We start from the raw sequence: 16,295 nt of genomic DNA on the forward strand, positions 1-16,295 counted from the left end.
ACCCTGTAAAACCAGGGGTTTGCCGATGAGCGGTGGAAATCTGTAAAGCGTCTGGAACACCTTGAGGATTGCCAAGGTTGGGGGATTGGTTTCTGATGCTCGCTCGCTTCTGGAACGGATTCGTCAGATGTCACTGAAAATTGATTGGCTCGCGCATCACATGCACCACAGCGACCACTATGCCCAATGGATTCACCAACAATTTCCCTACGAATACGTCGACCAACCACTGGCCGAATGGCAGCGTGAATTTGCCCTGGGCCAAGGCAATGGTGACTGGTCCTGCCTGATCGCCATGGACGGTGAGCGTCTGCTCGGCGGCGCCGCGCTGGCACGCGATGACCTCGCCCTGCGCCCGGATCTCGGGCCTTGGCTGGCCTGCGTGTTCGTCAGCCCTGAAGCACGCGGGCAAGGGCTGGCGGAACGTTTGATTGCAGGGATTTGCCAGGAGGCGAAAGACTGCGGCTTTGCGCGCCTGTATCTGCACACGCAGAACAAGCAGGACTACTACGCCAAGCGCGGCTGGCAAGTCCTGGAGCGTTTTCGCGCCTGGGACAACGAACAATGGCTCATGGTCCGCGACCTCTGAGCCATTGGTGTTGCTGATCAGGCCGCCGGCGCCTTCGCCTCCTGCAGCAACTGCTGGATCATCTGCTCCTGCGCTTCGTAGCGACCTTCGCCGAAGTGGCTGTAACGCACCTGCCCCTTGGCGTCGATCAGGTAATGCGCGGGCCAGTATTGATTATCGAAGTTGCGCCAGATCGCGTAGTTGTTGTCGATGGCCACCGGGTAGGTGATGCCGAGTTTTTTCACCTGTTCCTTGACGTTGTCGATGATCCGTTCGTAACCGTATTCCGGGGTGTGGACGCCGATCACCACGAGACCGTCCTTCTCGTATTTCTTCGCCCAGTCTTTGACGTACGGCAGGGTGTGCTGGCAGTTGATGCAGTCGTAGGTCCAGAAGTCCACCAGCACCACTTTGCCGCGCAGGGATTCAGCGCTCAGCTCGGGCGAGTTCAGCCATTGCACTGCGCCGCCCAGTGACGGCATCGCGCCTCTGCCCTCCTCCATCGGCGAGTCTGCGCGGACTTTGCTGATGAAGTAGTCGACCACTTTCGGCACGTTCTCCAACACGCTTTTTTCGACGCTGGCGACGCTTTCAGAGGAGGTCTTCGCCAACAAGGTTTTATCGAAGCCGGTAGCAATAACCGCTGCCGTTGCCAGTACCGCAACCCCGGCACCTCGGCGCAACCAGCCAGTAAACGGAATCGACGGTTTCAGGCGATTGACCAAACCGCGCCCGGTGAAAATCAACGTGCCCAGCGACAATGCACTGCCAGCGCCGTAGGCCAGCAGCAACAGGCTGGTCTGCGCGTTGGCGCCTTGCAGCATGGCACCGGTGAGAATCACCCCGAGAATCGGCCCGGCACAGGGTGCCCACAACAACCCCGTGGCCACGCCGAGCATGATCGAACCCATCGGCCCGGCCTTTTTCCGGGTGTCCGGGTCGAGACGGTTGCCGAGCATCACGAACGGTCGTGTCAGCCAGTCGCCGATGCGCGCCGAGATCAGCGACAGGGCGAACACGCTCATCACGATCAGCGCGGCGTAACGTCCGCTGTTGCTGGCCTGGATCACCCACTCGCTGCTGACCACGGCAAGGCTTGAGATCAGCGCGAAGGTCAGGGCCATGCCACCTAAGGTCAGCAGTATCGAAGCGCGACTGCGTTGGGCGCCGGCAAACAGAAACGGCACCACCGGCAGGATGCAGGGGCTGAGCACGGTCAGCAGACCGCCGAGGAATGCGATGAGGTACATAGTGAGTCACCCTTGATCAATGAATGTGACGAGCCATTCAGACGTTCTGGCTGTCCAGCCAATGGCTCTGCGGCGTGCGGCTGGCGCCGTTCTCGGCAAACATCTGGCCCTGCGGCGTGCGGCTGGAACCGTCCGCAGCAATCAAGCCATCGCTGCCCTGCTTGGCCACCGGCGTCAGTTGGAAGCAGGTGCTGCTGTGGCAGCTATGCTGTTCAACCGCGGCGTTGGCATGGGCGGCGACGCCGGCCAGGGAGAAGGCAATGGCGGTCAAAAAGCGCGATACGTTGTTCATGGCTGTTTCCTTCTAAAAAGAGTGATGGATTAGTTGTCGTTGTTGCAGCCGTCGGCGAATTTGCTGTAATCGAGTACGCGGGTCTGACCGGCCGAATCGAGGTAGGTCATGCGTGCCTCGACGATGCCGCAGGACACCGAGTTGTCCTGTTTCAGCGAGAGCACTTTCTGGATATCCAGGTGGGTGCCGTAGGTGTAGGTTTGCGGGGTGGCAGCGGCTTCGGCGCGGGCCGACAGCGTGCAGATGTTCAGGGCGGCAAACAGGCAGGCGGCAATGACGGATTTGTTGTTCATGGCGTTTTCCTCAAGGCTTCAGTGGGGTTTGAGCCGAGGCGATCTGTGTGGGCCTCGATGGAGCCTATTTGAGGCTCGCGAGGTATCGCGTCTGTGTCAGGAACAGGCGCGTTTCAATCGCTGTGTATCCCTGCCATCGGGGGATACACAGCGATACAAACCCTGGAAAATTCGCGTTTTTGCGTTCCCGTGTATCCGCCGACACGGCAGATACACTGCAATACAAAGGCAGGCAGGCGAGTCATTGAAGGCTCTATAGACTGCACGGCATTCCCCTTCCGACTGAGGCTTGAACCGATGGATCATGTCGATCACATTCTCATCGTCGACGACGACCGCGAGATCCGTGAACTGGTGGGCAACTACCTGAAGAAAAACGGTCTGCGCACCACCGTGGTCGCCGATGGCCGGCAGATGCGCAGTTTTCTCGAAGCCAATACCGTCGACCTGATCGTGCTCGATATCATGATGCCCGGTGACGATGGTCTGCAGCTGTGCCGCGAACTGCGGGTGGGCAAACACAAGGCCACGCCGGTGTTGATGCTGACCGCGCGTAACGATGAAACCGACCGCATCATCGGCCTGGAAATGGGCGCCGATGATTACCTGACCAAACCGTTCGCCGCCCGCGAATTGCTCGCGCGGATCAACGCCGTGCTGCGCCGCACAAGGATGCTACCGCCGAATCTGGTGGTCACCGAGGCCGGGCGCTTGCTGGCTTTCGGCCGTTGGCAACTGGACACCTCGGCCCGTCATCTGCTCGACAAGGACGGCACCATGGTCGCCCTCAGCGGCGCCGAATACCGCTTGCTGCGAGTGTTCCTCGATCACCCGCAACGGGTGCTCAGCCGCGATCAACTGCTCAACCTGACCCAGGGCCGTGACGCGGATCTGTTCGACCGCTCGATCGATTTGCTGGTCAGCCGTTTGCGTCAGCGTCTGCTCGATGATGCGCGCGAGCCGGCCTACATCAAGACCGTGCGCAGCGAGGGCTACGTGTTCTCGCTGCCGGTCGAGATTCTCGGGGCGCCGGCATGAGCGTCAATCTGCACTGGCCGCGCACCCTCGCCTCACGCCTGTCGCTGATTTTCCTGATCGGCTTGCTGCTTGCGCAGGCGCTGTCGTTCGGCGCGCAGTATTACGAGCGTTACCAAAGCGCGAAAAACACCATGCTCGGCAATCTGCAAACCGACGTTTCGACCTCGATTGCAATCCTCGATCGCCTGCCTGGCGAAGAACGCCCTGCCTGGCTCGAGCGGCTGGCGCGAAAAAATTATGGCTACCTGTTGAGCGAGGGCGATCCGGGCACGCCGATCGAGCCCGGTGATGTGCCGGTGGCCGTCACCTCGATCACTGACGCAATCGGTGAACGCTATCCGCTGACCTTCACCGACATTCCCGGGCCGAAGAAACATTTTCAGGGCCATCTGCGCCTGAGCGACGGCAGCCCGGTGACCATCGACGTTCGCCCCGCGATGGTCCCGTTGTCACCCTGGTTGCCGGCGGTATTACTCGGCCAACTGGCGCTGATGATCGCCTGCACCTGGCTGGCCGTACGCATCGCGGTCCGCCCCTTGACCCGGCTGGCCAACGCCGTGGAAACCCTCGACCCCAACGCCCACCCGATCAACCTCGATGAAAGCGGCCCCACCGAAGTGGTCTACGCCGCGCGTGCATTCAACACGATGCAGGCGCGCATCGCTGCCTACCTCAAGGAGCGCATGCAATTGCTGGCAGCGATTTCCCATGACCTGCAAACGCCGATCACGCGGATGAAACTGCGCGCCGAGCTCATGGACGATTGCACCGAGAAAGACAAGCTGTGGAATGACCTCAGCGAGATGGAACATCTGGTGCGCGAAGGCGTTGCCTATGCGCGCAGCATCCATGGCTCGACCGAGGAAAGCCGCCGCACCAACATGGACTCCTTCCTCGAAAGCCTGGTGTTCGACTATCAGGACATGGGCAAGCAAGTGAACCTGGTGGGCAAGAGCGCGGCGGTCATCGATACTCGGCCCCATGCCTTGCGCCGTGTTCTGGTCAACCTGACCGACAACGCGCTGAAATTCGCCGGCGCCGCCGAAGTCTGGGTCGAAGCCAACAAAGGCAGCCTGGCGATCACCGTCATGGACCGCGGCCCGGGCATCGCCGACGCCGAACTGGCGCAGGTGCTGCAACCGTTCTACCGCGTGGAAAACTCGCGTAATCGCGATACCGGCGGCACCGGCCTGGGGTTGGCGATCGCCCAGCAACTGGCCATGGCGTTAGGCGGCTCGCTGACCTTGAGCAACCGCGAAGGCGGCGGGTTGTGTGCTGAGCTGAAGTTGCCGCTGCACCCCTGAACCTTTCAACGGCGTTGTTTAAATGCTACCAACCGGCGCCGGTCGGTAGCCTGCGCATCGCAGCGCCAATGCCTACAACCTCATCAGAATCCACCGACTGTGCGCCTTGGTCGTTGCGCTTATCGTTGTGCTGCCCGTTTCGCACTGATCACCACTGGTCGCGACTGTCAGATCTGACAGTGGCGAGTCAGCGCCGGGCTGCGGTTCCATGACGATTGGCCCAACCTGTCGAGGCGCAATATGAATCTGCTCGAATCCGTCACACAAGTGTGCAGGCGACTGGCGCCCGGCGGCTGGCATTCGCTGATGCTCGCGCATGGCCTGGACCTGCTCGCCGAACCGCTGGCGGCGGAATTGGGCAAACCGTTGAACGTCGACCGTTCACTACCCGGATTCGCCGACTTCGCTCGGGCCGGCAGCCGCGCAATCGAAGCCGGCGTACCGTCACGCAGCCTGCTGTATCACGCATTGGCTTCGCCACGGGTCATCAGCGATGAAAACGGCCAGACACTACAGCTGTTTCCCACACCTGCTGAAATCGAAACAGTGCTCGACTATGTCTACAGCGTCAGCCCGCCCACGCTCGACAGTTTGCGCAGCAAAGCGTTGGGCGCACCGTTGGCAATGGTCGCGTTCGCCAGTGAATATCGTTGCGCGGCCGACACCGTGCATGGCCGGCATGCCGATCTGTGTTTCTCGCGCACCGGTATCGCCCGGGTCGGCACCGTACCCGCGCGCTATGACGCAAAACTGCGCAGCTTTTTGCCCTTCGTCGACGATGACCCTTACCGCATCCGAGTCATGCCGGTGCGCTACAGCGCCTACATCGCCGTCAAACTCAAAGGCGATGCCACGCGCTTCGGACCGATGGATTTTCAGGTGGAGCTCGATCCCGAACTGGATTTCTGGGTGCCGCTGCACAAGCTGTTCAACGGCGCACAGTGCCTGGAGGGCATGAACCTGACGGTGACGCTGGACAACCACCAGATCAACGAAAAACTGCGGCATATCCATTTACGCCACAGCGGCACCGGCTGGCAGGAACCGCAGATCAGCCAGCCGCCCTTCGTCGTTACCGCCGACCTGGCGCATTGGGCAACAGTGACGGATGGCGGCCCGGGGCTGCTGCTACCCGTGGCCAAACCGCGGCTGGTCGAGCCGGCCGCGTACCAGGGTCAACCGTTGTCCTTTGTGATGCCGGCCAACAGTGGCGGCATGATTCACGGGCGTCACCGGGTCGAGGCGGATGGCAGTATCGAAGACTTGAACGAGTATGAAAATGTCGAAGAATTGCTGCGCCAGGGGGGTTACCGCGCCTTGCACTATCAGGACAGCACCGCCGATGGCTGGGTGCGGCCACGGTGCCCGGCGCTGGAAAAAAGTTTGCCGACAGTCGCGGCCTACTCGGTGATCGGCCCACCGGACTTCTATCCGCTGTGCAGCCAGCGCAACCTGCTACGCTGGGTCAGCGACGAGCCGTCATTGCCGAGTACCGGTCTCTGGCACGCCCGACTGGAAGCGCTTTCCAATGTCCGCTACTGCGCCAACCTGCACTTGCAGGATCACCTGTTCTCCCCCGCCGATCGCGGGGTGAGTGCCATCGTCGCCCTCGCCGATCAATCCGACATTGTGCAATCCGAAGCCCCGCTACCGCCGCCATCACGGCCTACCTCACTGCCCGACGGCGCCGCCGGGGTGTTCGGGCCAGGCTGGGAGGTCGGCTGGGTTCGTCAGCGCACCGTGGACGAAGAATGGATCAACGTTCTCGCCGGCTATCAGATGGCCAGCCCGTTTCCCGAGGATGCAAAAATCTGTGCGGCGCTGGGGTCTTTCTGGCCCGGCGTGGCACCCGACTCAGCGCGGGTCTTCGAGCCGCGCGCGACCCTGCACAGCATCATTCCCCTGACCGATGAGGACATCGGCATGGGCGGCGGTGTGGCCTGGGATAATCAGCGCGGCCCGCAACTGATCACGCATGACAATCGATTGATCGCCCGATACCACGCGTACGCCCATGCCGACTACACCCAAGTGGCTCTCGACAACCTGTTCTCCCTGGGCATGACCGGTCACACCTCGCAAACGGCGTATCAGCAACGCGTGCTATCGATGTATCGCGTGTACCGCGTGCTTGGCGCCGCCAACGACAAACAATTGCGCAATACATGGCCGCTGTTGTCGTTCATTGAAGTGCAGCGGCCGAATGCCGAACTGGACACCGCACAGGCGGAATCCGGGCAGGTCCTCAACGGCTGGGTGCAGCGCTTTTTGCTGTACAGACGCGGTGCCGTGCGGATCGCTGAAAGCGATTTCAGGTTGCGCGACGTCGAAGTCGAAGCGCTGGTGATTCTGTTGCTCGACGCCGATGCGATCCTGATCAAAACTGACGCGCTGCCGTGGCAGGTCGCCCATGCAGAATTTTGATGTCGTGATCGTCGGCGCCGGCCCTGCGGGGTGCGCAACGGCAATCAGTTGCGCCCGGCGTGGCTTGCACGTGGCTTTGATCGAACGGCAGGCGTTCCCACGATTTCGCCCCGGCGAAAGCCTGCATCCGGGCATCGAACCGTTGTTACGCCTGCTGGGGGTTGCCGAGCCCTTGTGTGGCCGAGCGGCCCGGCGCTTTGACGGTCACTGGGTAACGTGGAACGGCGCGCCGCATTTCAACGGTTTTGGCACCGATGACAGCGGCATTTGGCAAGGCTTTCATCTCGAGCGAGCCCAATTGGACGCAACGTTGCTGGCGCAAGCCGCTTCTTTGGGCGTAGAGGTCATCCAGCCCAGCCGGGCACGGCGGGTGCTGACGCAGGCTAACCGAGTGATCGGCGTCGACACCGACAGCGGCTGCCTTTACGCAAAATGCCTGATCGATGCGAGTGGCGCTCGCGACTGGCTCAGCCGCCAACTCGGCCTGACGACTCACAGTTGCTCCGCGCCACTGGTGGCTCGTTACGGCTACTTGCAAGGCTCTAACGCAGCCTATGCCACGACGGCACACTTGCTGGCCGACCCAGATGGGTGGATGTGGATCGCCCAGGTTGAGGATCGTTTGCTGCACTGGACGCGCCTGACCTTCGAACGCAACACTCGGTCGGTGATGCTCCCCTCCACCCTGCAATCATTACCAGCGGTGGGTGCCGTGCGCGGCGCCGATGTGACCTGGCGCCTCACTCCGGCCGCCGCCGGGGCCGGTTATTTCCTGGTAGGCGATGCCGCCAACCGGCTTGATCCGGCGGCGTCCCACGGCGTACTCAAAGCGCTGATGAGCGGCATTCAAGCCGCGCAAGCCGTGGCGGATTTTCTGCGCCAACCGGCCTTGCAAGTGCCTGCCCAAATGCAATATCGGCAATGGCTCATCGATGGGTTCACACGCGATGTGGCGCAACTGCGCAACTTCTATCGTCAGCATCCTTGCCCGCCGTCGTGGTTGCCTGCCCATTGATTCAAACGATGCTGCAGAGCACGGCGTCTTCATGCATTTGCCGCATCAACATCAATCCGTTTTCCATGAATGCAACGGTTGCAGTCTCCCCCGCCTCCACCGCCAAACCTTGCAACTGCTGACGGCCATCAAGGGCGGGATATTCGTCGATGCGCTGCAGCAACCGCCAGGCCAGCGGACTCAGTTCGGAAAACTTCACGTTCCAGTCAGCCGTGCGTCGCACCAGTAACAAGGTCGGTTGAGCCGGTGGCGTGGCGGGCTGATTGTCCGGGTCGAGTTCATGCACCGGCCATATATACGCCAGCGGCCAGGCCAACGCCGAGATCAGCAGCGGGCGTTGCAGCAACAACGCCGGATCCGTCGACGGCAGCGCTTGAGCATCAGATTGCTGCAAGACCATTTCGACCCATTCGTAATGCGCCAGCTCCAGCAGAAACGCCGGCCACTCACCCTCGCGCAACACCTGCGGTTGCGCAGCAAGATAGTCGAGAAAAGTTTCGGCGATCTCACCGAACCTGGGTGTCTGCGCCCGCCAGTCGCGCAAGAATCCTCGCACCAGCCAGCCCCAGCGTTTTTCCCCAATGATTCGAATCAACACCGGGAAGGTGCCACTCAACAATTGTGACAGGTTGTTGAATACCAGGTCCCGGTAGACGTTAACCCGTTGCACATTCATGTCGACGGGCGGCGACTGATGTTCGGGATCACGCAAATACCGGGTCAGCGCCTGCTGTTGCTGTAGCAGGTTATCCACGATGGCTGCCCCCCGCTTGTAAATGGCGAATGGTCTGCAACTCGGCAATCAGTTCGGAAAATGCCGGGAAGTTGAAGTCCCGCTCCAATAACGTTGGCTTAGCGCCGAATCGCGCGTAGGCCTCCGCCAGCAATGCCCAGACCGCCGGCTTCACCGAGGCACCATGGGTGTCGATTTTCAGCGTGTCGGACTCATCGAAATGCCCCGCCACATGCATGCCGACCACCCGGCCCGGCTCAATGCCGGCGAGAAAGGTTTGCGGTTCGAATCCGTGGTTGATCGCGTTGACGTAGACATTGTTGACGTCCAGCAGCAGGTCGCAATCGGCCTCGCGCAGCACGGCATTGGTGAAGCTCACCTCGTCCATGTCCTGACGTGGCGCGGCGTAGTAGGAAACGTTTTCCACGGCCAGACGCCGGCCGAGAATGTCCTGGGCCTGACGGATTCGCGCGGCGACGTGGTGCACCGCCTCTTCGGTGAACGGCAACGGCAGCAAGTCATACAGATGCCCGTCATCGCTGCAATAACTCAGGTGTTCGCTGTACAGCGGCACGTTGTAATGGTCGAGAAATACCCGCACTTCCTGCAAAAACCCGACATCCAGCGGCGCCGGCCCGCCGAGTGACAGCGACAAACCGTGGCAGGACAACGGGTAGCGTTCGGCCAGTTCACGCAATGCTGCACCGTGGGCGCCGCCGACGCCGATCCAGTTCTCAGGGGCGACTTCGAGAAAATCGAAAGCGCCGCTGCGCGCAGCTTGCAAGTCTTTCAGCAGGCCACGGCGCAGGCCGAGGCCAACACTGGGTTGCGTCAATAAGGGAGGCGTTTGCATGGGTATACCTCTGCAGTAGGTTTTTCCCAGTTGAACCGCCGGCTGTATCACGGCTGTGTGCAACGACCGGACTTTTGCAGCCGTGTGTATCCCGCCGCCATCTCGATACACAGGGATACACACCTGCCTAATGTGGGAGCGAGCCTGCTCGCGAAAGCGTCGGCACTGACAAGATCAGAATTGCCTGAAATGCCGCCTTCGCGAGCAGGCTCGCTCCCACAGGTTTTCGTTGCTCACAAATCCAGCGACACGCCCGGACCGGGGCTAGACTCCTTTATTACCCAGTCGAGGGGGACGCAGGACGTCAGCCGTGCCCTGCCCAACTCCGTGACCACCGCCCGGTGGCGCACGCCTCGACCTTCGACGCCGCCGGACCGTGATCCTGTTTCAGGAGCACACATGATGGACGAGGCGAAGCTCAACCAATTCATGGGCAAACTGGTCAACGACATGGGCGGCGCGGCGATGCTGGCCAATGTCATCGTCGGCGAAGAACTCGGTTTGTACCGGGCGATGGCCGACAGTGAGCCAATCAGCGCCGATGCCCTCGCCGCCAAAACCACCTGTAATCCGCGTCTGGTGCGCGAATGGCTCAGCGCTCACGCGGCGTCCGGCTATATGGAGCACCACGACGGCCAGTTCCGTCTGCCGGAAGAACAGGCGCTGGCCCTGGCCGTCGAGGACTCGCCGGTCTACGTCGCCGGCGGTCTCGGGGTGGTGGCGTCGTTTTTCCACGACAAAGACAAACTGGTCAAAGCCATGCGCGGCAATGGCGCTCTGCCTTGGGGCGATCATCATCCGTGCATGTTCACCGGCACCGAGCGGTTCTTCCGGCCCGGCTACAAAGGTCACCTGATCGCCGAATGGCTGCCGGCGCTGGACGGCGTGGTGGCGAAACTGGAGGAAGGCGCCAAAGTCGCCGACATCGGCTGCGGTCACGGCGCCTCGACGGTGATCATGGCCCAGGCCTTTCCCAACTCGCGCTTCGTCGGCTACGACTATCACGCGCCCTCGATCACTGTCGCCACCCAGCGCGCCGAGGAAGGTGGCGTCAGCAGCCGGGCGAAGTTCTTCCAGGGCTCGGCAAAGAGTTACCCCGGCGATGACTACGACCTGATCTGCTATTTCGACTGCCTGCATGACATGGGCGACCCGGTCGGCGCCGCCCGTCACGCTTATGACTCGTTGAAAGACGACGGCACGGTGTTGCTGGTCGAGCCATTCGCCAACGACACGCTGGACGACAACATCAACCCGGTCGGACGGCTGTTCTACGCCGCCTCGACGTTTATCTGCACACCCAACTCGCTGTCGCAGGAAGTCGGCCTCGGCCTGGGCGCGCAAGCCGGGGAAATGCGTTTGCGCAAAGTGTTTTCCGAGGCCGGGTTCAAGCACTTCCGTCGGGCCACGCAGACACCGTTCAACCTGATTCTGGAGGCGCGCAAGTAAGCCATGCGGGTCGCGTGCTAACCTGCTGGCACTGCCCACTTCGGAGCGCTGACCATGCTCGACAGCCCGACCCGCGAACACCTCGACACCCTGCAAGAGGTGATGGCTGATGGCGACTTCATCGTACTGACCGGGGCCGGCATCAGCACGCCGTCGGGCATTCCGGACTACCGCGACAGCGACGGAGTACGCCGTGGCCGACAACCGATGATGTACCAGGAATTCCTCGCCGCCCCCGAGTCGCGCCGCCGCTATTGGGCGCGGGCCATGCTCGGTTGGCCAAGGGTGCGTCAGGCGCAACCGAACGCGGCTCACGAGGCATTGGCCGATTTGCAGCACGGTGGGCTGATCCGCGACTTGATCACCCAGAACGTCGACACCCTGCACGATCAGGCCGGCAGCCACGACGTGATCGAACTGCACGGCAGCCTGCATCGGGTGTTGTGCCTGGACTGCGGTCAGCGCAGCGAGCGCGATGCGATTCAACAACTGATGGAATTGCACAATCCGTATCTGGCCGGGATCGACGCGGTGCAGGCACCGGATGGCGACACCCTGCTCGACCCGGCGTTCGAGGCGCGTTTTCAGGTGCCGCACTGCCCGCATTGCTTTGGCGAGCGGATGAAACCGGACGTGGTGTTTTTCGGCGAAAACGTTGCGCAGCACACGGCGGCACGGGCGATGGCGGCGGCAGAAAATGCCGCGGGGATGTTGGTGGTGGGGTCTTCGTTGATGGCGTATTCGGCGTTTCGCCTGTGCCGGGTGATCGCCGATCGCGGGAAACCGTTGATTGCGATCAATCTGGGCAAGACCCGGGCGGATGATTTGCTGGATTTGAAGATTGAAGCGTCGTGTGAACAGCTTTTGCCGTTGTTGGTTGAAGTGCTGGATCGGTGAGTTGCTGCACTTTGTGCTCGACTCAGGACCCAAGCCCCTCACCCTAGCCCTCTCCCAAGGGAGAGGGAACTGACCGAGTTGTCTGGGCTGAATACTGCGACCTGAAAATGCTGAGTCGAGCTCACAATCTGAATAACCACGATCTGCTCCCTTTCCCCGAACACTAGGCCTCGCCCTCGCCCTCGCCCAAGGGAAAGGGAATTGACCGAGTTGTTGCTAGCGATACATCGACCTGTAAATTTCGAGTCGAACCCATTTTTTGAAATGCCCCCGATCAGCTCCCTTCCCCCTCGCCCCCTCTGGGGGAGAGGGTTGGGGTGAGGGGGTAGATCTCACAGTAGCCCGAGATCTTCAGCCTTGAGAATATCGAACAACGCCTGCGCCGCCGCCGACAGTTCATTGCCCGGTTCGGTCAGCACGCCGATGGCTCGCTCCACCGAGTCATCCAGCGTCAGGCAATGGGCGCCCAATTCCTGCATCTGCCCGGCGCACAACGCCGGCACGGCACTGACGCCCAGCCCGCTGGCGACCATCCGCCCGACCGTGGCCAATTGATGGCTTTCAAATTCCACCGGCAACTTCATGCCCCGCGCCTGCAAGTGCTCTTCGAGCATCACCCGCACCGTCGAGGGCCGCTGCAAGGTGATGAACGGCTCCTGCAATAACGTCTGCCAATCGATCTCGCTGCGCTGCGCCAATGGCGAATCCTTCGACACCACCGCGACGAAGCGATCTCTGTACAGCGGCGTAAATGTCATCGAGGTGTTTTGCATCGGCTCGAACGCCACCCCCAGCTCAACCTGACGATCACGGACCATTTCCAGCACTTGCTCGTTGATCACGTCATTGACCGTGACGTTGACGTTCGGATAGCGCGCGCGAAACGTTTTGAGGATCGGCGGCAACAGGTTGCCGGCAAACGACGGCATCGCCGCTAACGTCACCCGCCCGCGTTGCAGGCTAAAGCGTTGACGCATCTCGTCTTCGGCGTTGTCCCAGTCCGCGATCAGGCGCCGGGCCAGTGGCAGCAGCGACTCACCTTCTGCGGTCAGCGCCACATTGCGGGTGTTGCGACTGAACAGGCGCCCGCCCAGTCCCTCCTCCAGCGCTTTGATGGTCAGGCTCAACGCTGATTGCGAGAGATGCAGGCGCTCGCAGGCCACGGCGAAGCTGAGGCTCTGGGCCACGGCGAGGAAGGCGCGGATCTGTTTGATGGTCATACTCAAACCTCTGAACATGAAACTCGGTCAGGTAGGAGCTGCCGGAGGCTGCGATCTTTTGATCTTGGTTTTATCAGATCAAAAGATCGCAGCCTTCGGCAGCTCCTACAGGGGGCAGATGCATTTATTGAGTTTTATCTATCAATCAACCTTAAAAATCAACTTAACAAATATATCTTCCAGCGAGACACTCCAACCATTCGGCTAGCCAGCCGCCCGCAAATAATAAAAGAGGTGCATATGGCAGGTTTCGACAAGCGCGTGAGTTCCTACGAGGAAGCCCTGGCCGGGCTTGAGGACGGCATGACCGTCATCGCCGGCGGCTTCGGTCTGTGCGGCATTCCGGAAAACCTGATCGCCGAGATCAAGCGCAAAGGCACCCGCGACCTCACCGTCGTCTCCAACAACTGCGGCGTCGACGGTTTCGGCCTCGGCGTGCTGCTCACCGACCGTCAGATCAGCAAAGTCATTGCCTCTTATGTCGGCGAGAACAAGCTGTTCGAAGAGCAACTGCTCAAGGGCGACATCGAAGTCATCCTGACCCCGCAAGGCACCCTCGCTGAGAAGATGCGCGCAGGCGGCGCCGGCATTCCGGCCTTCTTCACCGCCACCGGCGTCGGCACTCCGGTCGCCGAAGGCAAGGAAGTGCGCGAATTCAAGGGTCGCAAGTACCTGATGGAAGAATCCATCACCGGCGACTTCGCCATCGTCAAAGGCTGGAAAGCCGACCACTTCGGCAACGTCGTCTACCGTCACACCGCGCAGAACTTCAACCCGCTGGCCGCCACCGCCGGCAAGATCACCGTGGTTGAAGTCGAAGAAATCGTCGAACCCGGCGAACTCGACCCCTCGCAGATCCACACCCCGGGCATCTACGTCGATAGGGTCATTTGCGGCACGTTCGAAAAACGCATCGAACAGCGCACCATCCGCAAATAATTCAGGCTGACGGAGAATAAAAAATGGCACTTACCCGCGAACAAATGGCTCAGCGCGTCGCCCGCGAAATGCAGGACGGCTTTTATGTGAACCTCGGCATCGGCATTCCGACCCTGGTCGCCAACTACATTCCTGAAGGCATGGAAGTCATGCTGCAATCGGAAAACGGCCTGCTCGGCATGGGTCCGTTCCCGACTGAAGAGACCATCGATGCCGACATGATCAACGCCGGCAAACAGACCGTGACCGCGCGCATCGGCGCGTCGATTTTCAACTCCGCCGAATCCTTCGCGATGATCCGTGGCGGTCATGTCGACCTGACCGTGCTCGGCGCGTTCGAAGTCGACGTCGAAGGCAATATCGCTTCGTGGATGATCCCCGGCAAACTGGTCAAGGGCATGGGCGGCGCGATGGATCTGGTGGCCGGCGCCGACAACATCATCGTGATCATGACCCACGCCTCCAAGGATGGTGAGTCCAAGCTTCTGGCCAAATGCAGCCTGCCGCTGACCGGCGCCGGTTGCATCAAGCGCGTGCTGACCGACCTCGCCTACCTGGAAATCGAAAATGGCGCTTTTGTCCTCAAAGAACGCGCACCTGGCGTCAGCGTCGAGGAAATCGTCGCCAAAACCGCTGGTAAACTGATCGTCCCGGATCACGTACCGGAAATGCAGTTCGCTGCCCAGTGAGGAATTCGAAAATGCAAGACGTCGTAATTGTTGCCGCCACGCGTACCGCGATCGGCAGTTTCCAGGGTTCGCTGGCCAGCGTCTCCGCGGTGGATCTGGGCGCGGCGGTGATCCGCCAGTTGCTCGAGCAGACCGGGCTGGACGGTGCACAGGTTGATGAAGTGATCATGGGCCAGGTGTTGACCGCCGGCGCCGGCCAGAACCCGGCGCGTCAGTCGGCGATCAAGGCTGGCCTGCCTCACGCTGTGCCAGCGCTGACCCTGAACAAGGTCTGTGGTTCGGGCCTCAAAGCTCTGCACTTGGGTGCGCAGGCGATCCGTTGCGGCGACGCTGATGTGATCATCGCTGGCGGTCAGGAAAACATGAGCCTGTCCAACTACGTGATGCCGGGCGCACGCACCGGTCTGCGCATGGGCCACGCGCAGATCGTCGACACCATGATCAGCGATGGCCTGTGGGATGCGTTCAACGATTACCACATGGGCATCACTGCCGAGAACCTCGTCGACAAATATGAGATCAGCCGTGAGCAGCAAGATGCTTTCGCCGCTGCTTCTCAGCAGAAAGCCGCCGCCGCGATTGAGGCTGGGCGCTTTGTCGATGAGATCACCCCGATCCTGATCCCGCAGCGCAAAGGCGATCCTGTTGCTTTCAAGGTCGACGAGCAACCGCGTGGCGACACCACCGCCGAATCCCTGGCGAAACTGCGTCCGGCGTTCAAAAAGGACGGCAGCGTCACCGCTGGTAATGCTTCGTCGCTGAATGACGGCGCCGCCGCCGTGATTCTGATGAGCGCGGAAAAAGCCAAATCCCTCGGCTTGCCTGTACTGGCTACCATCGCCGCTTATGCCAACGCTGGTGTCGACCCGGCGATCATGGGCATCGGCCCGGTATCGGCGACCCGCCGCTGCCTCGACAAGGCTGGCTGGAACATCGACCAGCTCGACCTGATCGAAGCCAACGAAGCGTTTGCCGCGCAATCGCTGGCGGTGGCCAAGGATCTGCAATGGGATCTGGACAAGGTCAACGTCAATGGCGGCGCCATCGCTTTGGGCCACCCGATCGGTGCATCGGGTTGCCGCGTGCTGGTGACCCTGCTGCATGAAATGATCAAGCGTGATGCGAAAAAGGGTCTGGCGACCCTGTGCATCGGCGGCGGTCAGGGTGTGGCGCTGGCGCTGGAACGCGCATAACCAGAGTTCAACAGTGAATGGCGGATCCACGACATCCGCCGCTTGCTGGCAACAAAAACCCGGTGCGACTTGCGTTGCACCGGGTGTTTTTTTGCCTGTTCAAAATGTACGTTGAATGTTCCGGCCCTATCGCGAGCA

16 protein-coding genes are annotated in these 16,295 nt (G+C 61.2%); 10 read left to right on the plus strand and 6 right to left on the minus strand.

Annotated features, from left to right (window positions below; genetic code table 11):
* The first annotated feature begins 127 nt into the window (after positions 1-127).
* On the plus strand, positions 128-589 hold the full coding sequence (locus ACM6JQ_RS14730; RefSeq protein ID WP_414894073.1) for a GNAT family N-acetyltransferase: 462 nt from the start codon (positions 128-130) through the stop codon (positions 587-589).
* 17 nt (positions 590-606) lie between these two features.
* Here ACM6JQ_RS14730 and ACM6JQ_RS14735 read toward each other — a convergent pair whose 3' ends face one another.
* The 3 genes from ACM6JQ_RS14735 to ACM6JQ_RS14745 are packed head-to-tail and all read right to left on the minus strand — an operon-like array spanning position 607 to position 2,403.
* On the minus strand, positions 607-1,818 hold the full coding sequence (locus ACM6JQ_RS14735) for a cytochrome c biogenesis protein DipZ (protein WP_414894074.1): 1,212 nt from the start codon (positions 1,816-1,818) through the stop codon (positions 607-609).
* 37 nt (positions 1,819-1,855) lie between these two features.
* On the minus strand, positions 1,856-2,110 hold the full coding sequence (locus ACM6JQ_RS14740; RefSeq protein WP_007919581.1) for a hypothetical protein: 255 nt from the start codon (positions 2,108-2,110) through the stop codon (positions 1,856-1,858).
* A gap of 29 nt (positions 2,111-2,139) precedes the next feature.
* Positions 2,140-2,403: a DUF2790 domain-containing protein gene (locus ACM6JQ_RS14745; RefSeq protein ID WP_095111580.1), complete on the minus strand. Its 264-nt coding sequence runs from the start codon at positions 2,401-2,403 to the stop codon at positions 2,140-2,142.
* Between the two features lie 297 nt (positions 2,404-2,700).
* Here ACM6JQ_RS14745 and ACM6JQ_RS14750 point away from each other — a divergent pair, with 297 nt between their 5' ends.
* The 4 genes from ACM6JQ_RS14750 to ACM6JQ_RS14765 all read left to right on the plus strand — a co-directional run bounded on the left by ACM6JQ_RS14750 (position 2,701) and on the right by ACM6JQ_RS14765 (position 8,184).
* Positions 2,701-3,441 carry a response regulator gene (locus tag ACM6JQ_RS14750; RefSeq protein WP_007919579.1) on the plus strand — a complete coding sequence of 247 codons (741 nt, stop codon included), beginning with the start codon at positions 2,701-2,703 and terminating at the stop codon, positions 3,439-3,441.
* Positions 3,438-4,745, plus strand: coding sequence for an ATP-binding protein (locus tag ACM6JQ_RS14755; RefSeq protein ID WP_414894075.1), 1,308 nt, complete (start codon positions 3,438-3,440; stop codon positions 4,743-4,745). The genes ACM6JQ_RS14750 and ACM6JQ_RS14755 overlap by 4 nt, the downstream gene beginning before the upstream one ends.
* A 240-nt stretch (positions 4,746-4,985) precedes the next feature.
* A complete protein-coding gene (locus ACM6JQ_RS14760; RefSeq protein WP_414894076.1) occupies positions 4,986-7,169 on the plus strand; it encodes a hypothetical protein in 2,184 nt (727 codons plus the stop codon).
* A complete protein-coding gene (locus ACM6JQ_RS14765; protein ID WP_414894077.1) occupies positions 7,156-8,184 on the plus strand; it encodes an NAD(P)/FAD-dependent oxidoreductase in 1,029 nt (342 codons plus the stop codon). The genes ACM6JQ_RS14760 and ACM6JQ_RS14765 overlap by 14 nt, the downstream gene beginning before the upstream one ends.
* Position 8,185: 1 nt before the next feature.
* On the opposite strand, the gene ACM6JQ_RS14770 is transcribed toward ACM6JQ_RS14765, so the two are convergent.
* Both ACM6JQ_RS14770 and ACM6JQ_RS14775 read right to left on the minus strand, forming a co-directional pair.
* Positions 8,186-8,938 (minus strand): DUF2063 domain-containing protein, encoded by a 753-nt coding sequence (locus tag ACM6JQ_RS14770; protein ID WP_414894078.1) that lies wholly within the window; start codon positions 8,936-8,938, stop codon positions 8,186-8,188.
* On the minus strand, positions 8,931-9,770 hold the full coding sequence (locus ACM6JQ_RS14775; RefSeq protein ID WP_414894079.1) for a DUF692 domain-containing protein: 840 nt from the start codon (positions 9,768-9,770) through the stop codon (positions 8,931-8,933). The genes ACM6JQ_RS14770 and ACM6JQ_RS14775 overlap by 8 nt, the downstream gene beginning before the upstream one ends.
* Before the next feature lie 402 nt (positions 9,771-10,172).
* Between ACM6JQ_RS14775 and ACM6JQ_RS14780 the strand changes: the two genes are divergently transcribed.
* Together ACM6JQ_RS14780 and ACM6JQ_RS14785 are read left to right on the plus strand one after the other, a co-directional pair.
* Positions 10,173-11,219, plus strand: a complete 1,047-nt coding sequence (locus ACM6JQ_RS14780; protein ID WP_414894168.1) for a class I SAM-dependent methyltransferase — start codon at positions 10,173-10,175, stop codon at positions 11,217-11,219.
* A 54-nt stretch (positions 11,220-11,273) separates the two neighbouring features.
* A complete protein-coding gene (locus ACM6JQ_RS14785) occupies positions 11,274-12,116 on the plus strand; it encodes an NAD-dependent protein deacetylase (protein WP_414894080.1) in 843 nt (280 codons plus the stop codon).
* 332 nt (positions 12,117-12,448) lie between these two features.
* Here the strand turns inward: ACM6JQ_RS14785 and ACM6JQ_RS14790 are convergent, their stop codons facing one another.
* Entirely contained in the window at positions 12,449-13,336 is an 888-nt protein-coding gene (locus ACM6JQ_RS14790; protein ID WP_007919570.1) for a LysR family transcriptional regulator, read from the minus strand.
* A 240-nt stretch (positions 13,337-13,576) separates the two neighbouring features.
* Here ACM6JQ_RS14790 and ACM6JQ_RS14795 point away from each other — a divergent pair, with 240 nt between their 5' ends.
* The 3 genes from ACM6JQ_RS14795 to ACM6JQ_RS14805 are packed head-to-tail and all read left to right on the plus strand — an operon-like array spanning position 13,577 to position 16,157.
* Complete coding sequence (locus tag ACM6JQ_RS14795) at positions 13,577-14,275, plus strand: CoA transferase subunit A (protein ID WP_007919568.1); 699 nt, start codon at positions 13,577-13,579, stop codon at positions 14,273-14,275.
* 23 nt (positions 14,276-14,298) lie between these two features.
* A complete protein-coding gene (locus tag ACM6JQ_RS14800) occupies positions 14,299-14,964 on the plus strand; it encodes a CoA transferase subunit B (RefSeq protein WP_007919566.1) in 666 nt (221 codons plus the stop codon).
* Positions 14,965-14,975: 11 nt separating this feature from the next.
* Complete coding sequence (locus ACM6JQ_RS14805; RefSeq protein ID WP_007919564.1) at positions 14,976-16,157, plus strand: acetyl-CoA C-acetyltransferase; 1,182 nt, start codon at positions 14,976-14,978, stop codon at positions 16,155-16,157.
* The last annotated feature ends 138 nt before the right edge of the window (positions 16,158-16,295 follow it).

Source organism: Pseudomonas sp. IT-232MI5 (assembly GCF_949767845.1).
In the GTDB taxonomy this organism is placed as follows: Bacteria; Pseudomonadota; Gammaproteobacteria; order Pseudomonadales; family Pseudomonadaceae; genus Aquipseudomonas.

Excerpts from the sequence above, each read along its gene's own strand:
- ACM6JQ_RS14805 (WP_007919564.1), top strand. The coding sequence starts at position 14,976 with ATGCAAGACGTCGTAATTGTTGCCGCCACGCGTACCGCGATCGGCAGT.
- ACM6JQ_RS14740 (WP_007919581.1), bottom strand. The coding sequence starts at position 2,110 with ATGAACAACGTATCGCGCTTTTTGACCGCCATTGCCTTCTCCCTGGCC.
- ACM6JQ_RS14780 (WP_414894168.1), top strand. The coding sequence starts at position 10,173 with ATGGACGAGGCGAAGCTCAACCAATTCATGGGCAAACTGGTCAACGAC.
- ACM6JQ_RS14800 (WP_007919566.1), top strand. The coding sequence starts at position 14,299 with ATGGCACTTACCCGCGAACAAATGGCTCAGCGCGTCGCCCGCGAAATG.
- ACM6JQ_RS14765 (WP_414894077.1), top strand. The coding sequence starts at position 7,156 with ATGCAGAATTTTGATGTCGTGATCGTCGGCGCCGGCCCTGCGGGGTGC.
- ACM6JQ_RS14730 (WP_414894073.1), top strand. The coding sequence starts at position 128 with ATGTCACTGAAAATTGATTGGCTCGCGCATCACATGCACCACAGCGAC.
- ACM6JQ_RS14775 (WP_414894079.1), bottom strand. The coding sequence starts at position 9,770 with ATGCAAACGCCTCCCTTATTGACGCAACCCAGTGTTGGCCTCGGCCTG.
- ACM6JQ_RS14755 (WP_414894075.1), top strand. The coding sequence starts at position 3,438 with ATGAGCGTCAATCTGCACTGGCCGCGCACCCTCGCCTCACGCCTGTCG.
- ACM6JQ_RS14760 (WP_414894076.1), top strand. The coding sequence starts at position 4,986 with ATGAATCTGCTCGAATCCGTCACACAAGTGTGCAGGCGACTGGCGCCC.
- ACM6JQ_RS14750 (WP_007919579.1), top strand. The coding sequence starts at position 2,701 with ATGGATCATGTCGATCACATTCTCATCGTCGACGACGACCGCGAGATC.
- ACM6JQ_RS14745 (WP_095111580.1), bottom strand. The coding sequence starts at position 2,403 with ATGAACAACAAATCCGTCATTGCCGCCTGCCTGTTTGCCGCCCTGAAC.
- ACM6JQ_RS14795 (WP_007919568.1), top strand. The coding sequence starts at position 13,577 with ATGGCAGGTTTCGACAAGCGCGTGAGTTCCTACGAGGAAGCCCTGGCC.
- ACM6JQ_RS14785 (WP_414894080.1), top strand. The coding sequence starts at position 11,274 with ATGCTCGACAGCCCGACCCGCGAACACCTCGACACCCTGCAAGAGGTG.
- ACM6JQ_RS14790 (WP_007919570.1), bottom strand. The coding sequence starts at position 13,336 with ATGACCATCAAACAGATCCGCGCCTTCCTCGCCGTGGCCCAGAGCCTC.
- ACM6JQ_RS14735 (WP_414894074.1), bottom strand. The coding sequence starts at position 1,818 with ATGTACCTCATCGCATTCCTCGGCGGTCTGCTGACCGTGCTCAGCCCC.